Origin of the sequence: Streptomyces sp. MnatMP-M17 (assembly GCF_900091995.1) — a bacterium.
Lineage (GTDB): Bacteria > Actinomycetota > Actinomycetes > Streptomycetales > Streptomycetaceae > Streptomyces.
In genome coordinates this window covers 1-8,701 of the sequence record NZ_FMDK01000377.1, presented here as the reverse complement: position 1 = coordinate 8,701, position 8,701 = coordinate 1, and the positions used below count along the sequence as shown (strand labels likewise).

Annotated in this window: 10 protein-coding genes and 1 pseudogene; 7 read left to right on the top strand and 4 right to left on the bottom strand. The window is 70.7% G+C overall.

Features of this window, described 5'->3' with window-relative positions:
• Positions 1 to 193 (top strand): annotated as a pseudogene (locus GA0115259_RS17555) (Na+/H+ antiporter); the annotation flags it as partial.
• Between the two features lie 101 nt (positions 194 to 294).
• Positions 295 to 639: an SbtR family transcriptional regulator gene (locus GA0115259_RS17550; protein ID WP_093597670.1), complete on the top strand. Its 345-nt coding sequence runs from the start codon at positions 295 to 297 to the stop codon at positions 637 to 639.
• On the opposite strand, the gene GA0115259_RS17545 is transcribed toward GA0115259_RS17550, so the two are convergent.
• Together GA0115259_RS17545 and GA0115259_RS17540 are read right to left on the bottom strand one after the other, a co-directional pair.
• The gene (locus GA0115259_RS17545) at positions 636 to 1,577 is read right to left on the bottom strand and encodes a 1-aminocyclopropane-1-carboxylate deaminase/D-cysteine desulfhydrase (RefSeq protein WP_093597679.1); all 942 of its coding nucleotides are present in this window, start codon (positions 1,575 to 1,577) and stop codon (positions 636 to 638) included. The genes GA0115259_RS17550 and GA0115259_RS17545 overlap by 4 nt on opposite strands.
• An 88-nt stretch (positions 1,578 to 1,665) precedes the next feature.
• Positions 1,666 to 2,256: an N-acetylmuramoyl-L-alanine amidase gene (locus tag GA0115259_RS17540; RefSeq protein WP_093597667.1), complete on the bottom strand. Its 591-nt coding sequence runs from the start codon at positions 2,254 to 2,256 to the stop codon at positions 1,666 to 1,668.
• A gap of 306 nt (positions 2,257 to 2,562) precedes the next feature.
• Here GA0115259_RS17540 and GA0115259_RS17535 point away from each other — a divergent pair, with 306 nt between their 5' ends.
• From GA0115259_RS17535 to GA0115259_RS17520, 4 genes are all read left to right on the top strand, one after another.
• A complete protein-coding gene (locus tag GA0115259_RS17535; RefSeq protein ID WP_093597664.1) occupies positions 2,563 to 3,969 on the top strand; it encodes a family 2B encapsulin nanocompartment shell protein in 1,407 nt (468 codons plus the stop codon).
• Positions 3,970 to 4,210: 241 nt separating this feature from the next.
• Positions 4,211 to 5,275 (top strand): family 2 encapsulin nanocompartment cargo protein polyprenyl transferase, encoded by a 1,065-nt coding sequence (locus GA0115259_RS17530; protein ID WP_093597660.1) that lies wholly within the window; start codon positions 4,211 to 4,213, stop codon positions 5,273 to 5,275.
• Between the two features lie 100 nt (positions 5,276 to 5,375).
• Positions 5,376 to 6,017 (top strand): GNAT family N-acetyltransferase, encoded by a 642-nt coding sequence (locus GA0115259_RS17525; protein ID WP_093597657.1) that lies wholly within the window; start codon positions 5,376 to 5,378, stop codon positions 6,015 to 6,017.
• Between the two features lie 168 nt (positions 6,018 to 6,185).
• Positions 6,186 to 6,629, top strand: coding sequence for a DUF6304 family protein (locus GA0115259_RS17520; RefSeq protein WP_093597654.1), 444 nt, complete (start codon positions 6,186 to 6,188; stop codon positions 6,627 to 6,629).
• 133 nt (positions 6,630 to 6,762) lie between these two features.
• On the opposite strand, the gene GA0115259_RS17515 is transcribed toward GA0115259_RS17520, so the two are convergent.
• The gene (locus tag GA0115259_RS17515; protein ID WP_256098030.1) at positions 6,763 to 7,458 is read right to left on the bottom strand and encodes a hypothetical protein; all 696 of its coding nucleotides are present in this window, start codon (positions 7,456 to 7,458) and stop codon (positions 6,763 to 6,765) included.
• An 88-nt stretch (positions 7,459 to 7,546) separates the two neighbouring features.
• The gene (gene snpA, locus GA0115259_RS17510) at positions 7,547 to 8,209 is read right to left on the bottom strand and encodes a snapalysin (RefSeq protein ID WP_176732577.1); all 663 of its coding nucleotides are present in this window, start codon (positions 8,207 to 8,209) and stop codon (positions 7,547 to 7,549) included.
• 204 nt (positions 8,210 to 8,413) lie between these two features.
• On the opposite strand from snpA, the gene GA0115259_RS17505 reads away from it, so the two are divergent.
• A partial coding sequence (locus GA0115259_RS17505; RefSeq protein WP_141716606.1) for a helix-turn-helix domain-containing protein occupies positions 8,414 to 8,701 on the top strand: 288 nt, incomplete at its 3' end.

Genomic DNA, 8,701 nt, shown 5'->3' with positions numbered 1-8,701 from the left:
GGTCAACGAGGTGACGGGCGAGTCGGCGGACGAGACCTACCGGCGGTTGTCGGGCGAGATGATCGAGGCGGAGCGCGCGGTCTTCGTGGAGCTGCGGGACCGGCGGCGGATCGACGACGAGATGATGCGGACGCTGCTGCGCAGACTGGACCTGGAGGAGGCGGCGGCGTACCGGGAGGACGGCGGGCCGTGAGCGGGCGCGGGCCGGTGGCGGGTCGGTGACGGGCCGGAACTCCGGTGCGGCCGGGACGGTTTGGCGCCTTCCGGAACGGCCCGTGCCGGCCTGTCGGGCCGGTGGACCGCCTGCCGGATCCGCTGGCGCACTACGGGCGCGTCAAGCACGGCCTGTCGGACGTTCTGCATGCCCTCACCGACGAGGCCCTGGCCGGTGAGACCTACGAACTGGTCACCGGGGCCCTCACGCTGCTGCTGCGCGCCTGCGAGGACGCCGGCGCCATCAGGCCGGGCACCGATCCGGACGATGTGCTGCTGGCGCTGGGCTTCCTCTGGCGGATCAGCCCTGGCGAGGAGGGCGAGGCGCGCGCCGCGCGGCTGCTCGATCTGATCATCGACGGCCTGCGCTTCGGTGCTCCGGCTTCCGCTTCCGCTTCCGCTTCCGCGTTCGCTTCCGCGCGCTAGCGTTCCGGCGGCTCGGCCGGCTCCGGGCCGCCGGTGATGACGGCGGCCACCGTCGTACCGGGCGCGAAGAGGCCCTCCTCCACCAGGACCGTAAGTCCATACAGCATTTTGGCGACATAGAGACGTTCCACCGCGAGCCCGTGCCGCTCCTCGAAGTCCTCGGCGAACGCGTCGAGCTCCCGCGGGACACGGGCGAAGCCGCCGAAATGGAAGCGGTCGTGCAGACTCCACTCGCCGGCAGGGCCGCCGAACGCGGCGCGCTGGAGGGCCCGTATCTCCCGGTCCAGAAAGCCGCCTCTGAGGACCGGAAAGCCCAGCGCCCGCTGCCCGGCACCGAGCCCGGCCGCGAGACCGGCCAGCGTTCCGCCCGTACCGCAGGCGACGGCGACGGTCTCGGCCGTACCGCGCAGCTCCCGGCCGAGTTCCGCACATCCGCGTACGGCGAGCTCGTTGCTGCCGCCCTCGGGCACGACGTACACCGCGCCGGGATCGAGGCCCTCGCGCGCGAGGAGGGCGCCGACGACCGGAGGCTCGGCCTTGCGGCGGTAGGCCGCGCGGTCCAGAAAGCACAGCCGCATCCCGTCGGCCGCGCACCGGGCGAGCGACGGATTCAGCGGCCGGCCGGCCAGCTCCTCGCCGCGTACGATCCCCACGGTGCCGAAGCCCAGCAGCCGCCCGGCCGCCGCCGTCGCGCGCAGATGGTTGGAGTACGCGCCGCCGAAGGTGACGAGAGTCCGCCGGCCGGCCGCGGCTGCGGCCCGCAGATTCGGCATCAGCTTGCGCCACTTGTTGCCGATCAGCTCGGGATGGATCAGATCGTCGCGCTTGAGGAGCAGCCGTACGCCGTGCCGGGCGAAGCGCTCGTCCTCGGCCGGCCGCAGCGGCGACGGCAGCCGTGGCCGCAGGGCTCCGGGATCGAGCGCTTCGTGGAAGGTCACCTCGCCATTGTCGGGCCCGCCGTCGGATGAGGCCGTATGTGAGGTGCGGGCCGTATGCGAGACGCGGCGCACACGTGAGACGTCGGCCTCACTTGAGGCGGTCCTGGACGCGGGCGCGCAGGGACGCCATCGTGAAGCCCCGGGGATCGACCTTCCCGGGCTGCCACTCCAGATGCCCGATCACCGACGCGGCGGTCCAGCCGTGGTGCCGGCAGACAGCCGCCGCGGCCCTCTCGACGGCCTCCAACTGCGCGTCGGGCCACGGATCCTCGCCGTCACCGAGGTTCTCGCACTCGAAGCCGTAGAAGTAGCGGTTGCCGTCCGTGTTGGCCTCGTTGTCGGGCGGCAGCCGCTTCTCCGCGATCACGGCCCGCAGCACCTCGACATCGCCGAGCCCGGCGTGATTGACGCGGCCGTAGCCGACGAGATGGACCGAGCCGTCCTTCGCGATCACACCGTGGCAGAGCGGTCCCGGCAGGGCGGAGTGGCCGTTCTTGCACAGCCGTACGGTGGCGTCGGTGCCGCGCGTGACGGTGTGATGGATCATCACACCGTGGACCGGGCCCCAAGGGCCCTTGTGGTCCCGGTTGTGGGTACGCCAGTCGCCGACTTCGACGACCGTGAGGCCCTCGCTCGTGAGCGCGTCGAGAAAACGTCCCGCGGACATGGGTCGGGCCATGGCCGACTCCCTTCGGGTGGGCGAGCTTCCGGCCGGCGGGCGGAATGTCTCGTACCGCGGCTTGCTACCCGGAGGCGCACGGTGTCACGAGCCGTTCGGACGGTGTACGAGCCGATCCGGACATGGCGCGGCCGACGGCCTGCGGGCTGGGCCGACGGCCTGCGGGCTGGGCCGACAGGATGAAATTCGGTGTGTTCTGCCCCGTACAGCGTGATCCAGTCCCACTCGTTTGTGTAATGGCGCACGCACTCCCTGTGCTGGAAGCTTTCTGCTTGCAGGTCAGCACATGATCGAGAGGGAGACTTCATGTCGGTTGGTGACGAGGTCCGCGCAGTGCAGTCGCCGCCCCAGCAGAGTCTGGGAACGGCCGCCGCCCGGAACCTGGCGACCACCACCAAATCGGTACCGCAGATGCAGGAGATCACCTCGCGGTGGCTGCTGCGGATGCTGCCGTGGGTCCAGGTGCAGGGCGGCACCTATCGGGTCAACCGCCGACTCAGTTATGCCGTCGGTGACGGACGAGTGACCTTCGTGCAGACCGGAGACCGGGTGACGGTCATTCCCGCCGAGCTGGGGGAGTTGCCGGCGCTGCGCGAGTACGGCGACGAAGAGGTGCTCACGGAGCTGGCACGCCGGTGCGAGCAGCGGGAGTTCGCGGCGGGCGAGGTCCTGGCCGCCGCCGGCGACCCGGCGGACCGGGTCTATCTCCTGGCGCACGGCCGGGTCGAGAAGGTGGGCACGGGCCCGTACGGGGGCGAGGCGGTCCTCGAAGTGCTCGCCGACGGCGCGTACTTGGGCGACCAGGCCCTGGTGGACGGGGAGGCCACCTGGGGATACACGGCGCGCGCGGCGACCGCGTGCACCGTACTGGTGCTGAGCAGGAGCGATGTACTGAACCTCGCGGAGCGCGCGGAGTCCCTGAGCGGCCATCTGGCGTCGCTGGCCTTCGTACCGCACCAGCGGACGAACAAGTACGGCGAGGCCGAGATCGATCTGTCCGCCGGTCATGTCGGGGAGGCGGTCGTACCGCATACGTTCGTCGACTACGACGCGTCGCCGCGCGAGTACGAACTGAGCGTCGCGCAGACGGTGCTGAAGGTCCACAGCCGGGTCGCCGATCTCTACAACCAGCCGATGAACCAGACCGAGCAGCAGTTGCGGCTCACGGTCGAGGCGCTGCGCGAGCGCCAGGAGCACGAGCTGATCAACAACCGCGAGTTCGGTCTGCTGAACAACTGCGACTACGGACAGCGGCTCCAGCCGCACGACGGCGGTCCGAGCCCGGACGACATGGACGAGCTGCTCTCGCGCCGCCGGGGCTCCAAGCTCTTCCTGGCGCATCCGCGCGCCATCGCCGCCTTCGGGCGCGAGTGCAACAAGCGCGGGATCTATCCGGACAGTGTGGAGGTCGCGGGCCACCATGTGCCCGCGTGGCGCGGTGTGCCGATCTTCCCGTCGAACAAGATCCCGATCTCCGACGCCCGGACGACCTCGATCATCTGTATGCGTACAGGCGAGGCCGAGCAGGGAGTCGTCGGGCTCCAGCAGAGCGGTATCCCGGACGAGATCGAGCCCAGTCTGTCGGTCCGCTTCATGGGCATCGATGAGCAGGCGATCATCTCGTACCTGGTCACGGCGTACTACTCGGCTGCGATTCTGGTGCCGGACGCCCTGGGCGTGCTGGAGAACGTGGAAGTGGGCCGCTGGGGGTGAGGTGCCGGAAGTGAGGTGCCGGCGGTGAGGTGACGGCTCCGGGGTCTCGGGTGGGCCGGCGGCGGTACGGACCGTACGGGAGCGTACGGAGCCGTACGGCCGGCCCACCCGGGCCCGGTGCCGGTGCCACATCGCCCCGGTCCCGTAATGCGTCGGACCGGCAGACCGGCGATGCCTCAGGCCCGCATTGCCTCACTTCTGCCCATGCCCCGGTCCCACAGATGCCGCAGAGGAAGTGACCATGACCACCACGGATGCCGCCGTCGAGAGCGGTGCGGACGCCGCGGCCGAGGGCCAGGAGGCCGTCGCCCTCCTGGAGCGCACCCGCACCGCTGTCCACCCCGAACTGCGTTCCACCGTCGAGTCGTTGCCCGTCTCCCTGCGCCGGATCGCGATGTACCACTTCGGCTGGGAGCACGCCGACGGCACACCGGCCTCCGGGCGGGCCGGCAAGTCGATCAGGCCTGCGCTCGTCCTGGCCGCCGCCCGGTCGCTGGGCGGCGATCCGGAGCAGGCCGTACGGGCGGCCGTCGCCGTGGAGCTGGCCCATAATTTCACCCTGCTCCACGACGATGTGATCGACGAGGACCCGACCAGACGGCATCGCGCCACCGCCTGGAAGGTCTTCGGCACACCGGACGCCATCGTCGCGGGCGACGCCATGATGGCTCTCGCCCTGCGGCTGGTCGCCGAGGACCCGCATCCGGCGTCGGGCGCCGCTGCGGCCCGGCTCGCGGCCTGTGTCATCGAGCTGTGCGCGGGCCAGCAGGCGGACTGCGCCTTCGAGCAGCGCGATCCGCACGATGTCTCGCTGGACGAGTGTGTCGCCATGGCGACCGCCAAGACGGGCGCCCTGCTGGGCACTTCGTGTGCCCTGGGCGCGCTGTACGCGGGCGCGGGGGAGGAGCAGGTCGCCGCGCTCGACGCCTTCGGCCGGGAGGCGGGCCTGGCCTTCCAGCTCATCGACGATCTGATCGGGATCTGGGGCGATCCGGACCGTACGGGCAAACCGGCCGGCGCCGATCTGGTGGCCCACAAGAAGTCCCTGCCGGTGGTCGCGGCCCTGTCCTCGGGCACTCCGGCGGCCGAGGAGCTGGCCGAGCTGTACCGGGCGCCGATGGACGCCGACGCCGTCCGGCGCGCGACGTCCGCCGTCGAGCGGGCGGGCGGGCGCGACTGGGCGCAGCACCAGGCGGCGGACCGGATGTCCAGGGCGGTCCACCAGCTCTCCCAAGCGGTCCCTGATCTGACGGCGGCGGGCGATCTGCTGGCCCTGGCGGAGTTCGTCACGCGCCGTACCCGCTGAGCTTGCGCAGGGCGGCCCAACTCTAGGATCGCAGCGTCGGATTGACGGTCGGCGAGGTCCGGACAGGGCCTGGTTGGCGATCCATGAGGAGGGCCGAGGGATGGGCGCGGGGCGCGCGGGGAGAGCAGGGAGCACGGAGAGCACCGGGAGCACGCGGATCCGACGGGCGGGGCTGAGCGACCGGGCGACCTTGGTACGGCTGCTCGAAGAGGCCTTCGACGACGATCCCGTGAGCTGCTGGGTCTTTCCCGACGCGGCCCATCGGCACAAGGTGCACGGTCTCTTCCTCGGTGTGTTCGCCGATATCGCGCTCGCCCATGGGCGGGTCGACATCATGGAGGACGAGACGGCCATGGCCCTCTGGCTCCATGTGCCGGCGGGCGCGCCCGAGGGCGAGGACGACACTCCGGCCCTGATGCGGGAGACGGCCGATCCGGACAATGAACGGACCGAGCTGGTCGGCCGGTTGACGGGTGCGATCCATCCGCACGACCGGGCGCACGAGTATCTGATGATGATCGCGGTGTCGCCGGAGCACCAGGGCCGCGGTCTGGGCCGGGCGCTGATCGAGCCGGTACTGGAGCGCTGTGACCGGGACGGTGTCGCGGCCTATCTGGAGGCGAGCAGCGAGCGCAGCCGAGGGCTGTACGAGCGGCTGGGCTTCGCCTTCATGGGCACCACGGTCGATCTGCCGGACGGGCCGCATATGTGGCCGATGTGGCGTGAGCCGCGGGACGGCTGAGCGCCGGGTGCTGCGTGCCGGGGTGTGCCCGGTGGCCGGTTCTCGCCGTCGACGCCCTCACGTCGGGGAGGGCGAGGACTTTCGGGAACGGTGTACTTGTCCGGAAGTACGACAGGAAGCGGTGACCCGTGCTGCGAGGGAAGATCTGCTAGCGCTACAGTCCGCGCCATGACAGCGGAGTCGACGGATACATGGGCGGGTTGGTACCGGGACCGCCAGGGGGCGGAAGCGATCACCCTCACCGCGGGTGGGCGGCAAGTGCGCACCCGAATAAGAGGAGTTGAGTACGAAGGAGCGGATTTCGCCGCGCTGGAAGCGGTAGGGGCGGGCGAGGCTCTGTCGTCGTGCGTCATGGAGTGGGACATCCCGCTGCCCGTTGCCTCGGAAGGCACGGTCCAGCAGGCCACGCTGAGCTGTCTGCTGGCGCTCGGCGAGCGCGGCGCCGAGGCGGGCGGCCGGGGACCGGAGCTGAGTCTCACGCTCCACTTCGGCGGAGCGGCCTATGCGTCGGGCATCGCCGGCGGCGGATTCGAGGAGGCCCTGGACCGTATCCGGCGCCAGCTTCCGCCCGGCACGGAGCTGGGCGGCAAGTCGCTGGTAGGTGCGGCCTGATGGCGTGAGGCCATGACGCCCGGCACGCAGGCGAACCGGCCGGGCGAACCGGCCAGGCGAACCGGCCACGTGGCGCGGCCCGGACACCCGGTTCGCCCGCCCCGTACCCGTAACGGCCGAGTCCACGCCTCCGTCAGCCGTTCGGCGAGGTGGCCGACTCCTCGATCCAGCCGCCGTCCACCGCCGGGTTGTCGTCGTGGAGGACGAACTCCTCCTCGATGTCGACCGGCTGAAAACCGGCCGCGATGAGCCCGTCGAGCAGCGCGTCCAGCCGGGCGCGTGCCGTCGGGCGGCCCACACCGCGGGCGCGCTGGGTGACGAAGCGTTCCTGGACGCCGCCCGACAGCACACGCCGGGCGTTGCGCGAGACATGCGCGGAGTGCCCTTCGACGACCGCGGTCAGCCGCTTGGTGTCGTACGGGATCGGCAGCCGTAACTTGATGTGGTGCTCGAAGTGGCAGTGCGCCGGGAGCGTCGCGGCCTCGGTGTCGGTCTGCGGTACGCCCGCGTTCCACGGCGCCGCCTCTATCTTCGTCCGTACGACGGTGAATCCGGCCCGCGCCAGGCGCTCCGTGCACTCCTCGGCCGCGCGGCGCTGCTCGTCCAGGCTGCCCGTGCCGTGCAGGGTGAGCATCGGCCGGCAGAGCGTGCGACCGCGGTCCAGAACGATATGGGTGAGCTTGAGGCCGTGGGCCGCCGCCCATGCGCCGAGCGACGCGATCGTGTCCGGCCGGTCGGCCCGAACCGTCAGATGCGTTTCGAAATCGCCCTCGATGGCCCGGCCGAACTCGTCGTTCGGCGACGCGCCGGTGTCCGTACTGAAGTCCACCGAGAGACGTTACCAAGGGGAATGGGGGAAGGGGCGCCCCTTGGTGCGTTCGGGGCGCCCCTGTCGAGCGTGAGTGCCGGGCGTGAGGTCAGGACACCTTCGCCATGGCAGCGGCGAGGCCGTTCACCCAGAGCTGGTTCACCCGGGAGCGCTCGGCGGCGTTCGGCTGGGCGTTCTGGCAGGACGTACCGGGGCCGCCGCCCGACATCAGCTCGCTGCACGGACCGGAGTAGTGGTCCGGGAGGCCGAGCACGTGCCCGGTCTCGTGCGCGGTGACGCGGGTGGAGTTGTACTGCTGGTTCTGCCGGTAGTCCAGGAAGATATAACCCCGGCCATGACCGTCGGTGCTCGCGTACGAGCCCCGCGAGTCATTTCCCTCGTAGTACGTGAAGTCGGCATTGCTGCCGGCCTGGAGCTTCACATTGGTGACCGCGCTGTTCCAGATCGATGTGCTGCTGGCTATCTGACTGGCGAAGCTGGGCGCGTTCGACGCGTTGTAGACCACGGTGACGGCCTGTACGCCCGGATTCGCGGCGCGCTTTTCGGCCACCGACTTGAGGACGGCGTCGAAGAACGCCTTGTTGGCGGCGGCCTCCGCCTTCGAGCCCGCGTAGGCGGCGTACGAACCGGCACCCGCGGATGCGGTGGTGGCGGTGTCGGCGGCGGTGGCCGTGGGTGCGACACTGAACGCGGTCGCGAATGCCAGACCAATTCCGCAGATCGCGGAAATCGCCGTCTTGGGGTGCTTCATGTGGGGGGCTCCCTACTCGTCCGGTGAACGGAACCGGTGAACGGGTTCGGTACGGGAGAGTCTCGGTGAGCCGGGCGCCCGGCGGATGATGTCAATTCCCGATAGCACCAGCGCATCACCCTGGCCGACTTTCAGTGAATGCGCCGCCAATTACTGCGATTTGGGCACCTGGTGCGGCTCATGAGGCGGCTCTACTCTCGGGGCATGGAGCTGGAGGTGAGGCACTTGCGAGCCCTGTGCGCCATCGCCGATACCGGCAGTCTGCACAAGGCGGCACGACAACTGGGCATGAGCCAGCCGTCCTTGACGACCCAGCTACGGCGTATCGAGAACTCCCTGGGCGCCGAGCTGTTCTCGCGTGAACGCACCGGCTGCCGGCCCACTCCACTGGGCCGCTCCGTGGTGAGCCGGGCCCGGCCACTGGTCTCCGGACTGGCCGCGCTGGTCGCCGAGGCGCGGGCGGCGGCCGATCTGGCCGGCGGCCCGCGGCTG

Bases quoted from the DNA above. Each gene is read 5' to 3' on its own strand.
- GA0115259_RS17540 (WP_093597667.1), bottom strand. From the start codon at position 2,256: ATGGCCCGACCCATGTCCGCGGGACGTTTTCTCGACGCGCTCACGAGC.
- GA0115259_RS17535 (WP_093597664.1), top strand. From the start codon at position 2,563: ATGTCGGTTGGTGACGAGGTCCGCGCAGTGCAGTCGCCGCCCCAGCAG.
- GA0115259_RS17530 (WP_093597660.1), top strand. From the start codon at position 4,211: ATGACCACCACGGATGCCGCCGTCGAGAGCGGTGCGGACGCCGCGGCC.
- GA0115259_RS17525 (WP_093597657.1), top strand. From the start codon at position 5,376: ATGGGCGCGGGGCGCGCGGGGAGAGCAGGGAGCACGGAGAGCACCGGG.
- GA0115259_RS17520 (WP_093597654.1), top strand. From the start codon at position 6,186: ATGACAGCGGAGTCGACGGATACATGGGCGGGTTGGTACCGGGACCGC.
- snpA (WP_176732577.1), bottom strand. From the start codon at position 8,209: ATGAAGCACCCCAAGACGGCGATTTCCGCGATCTGCGGAATTGGTCTG.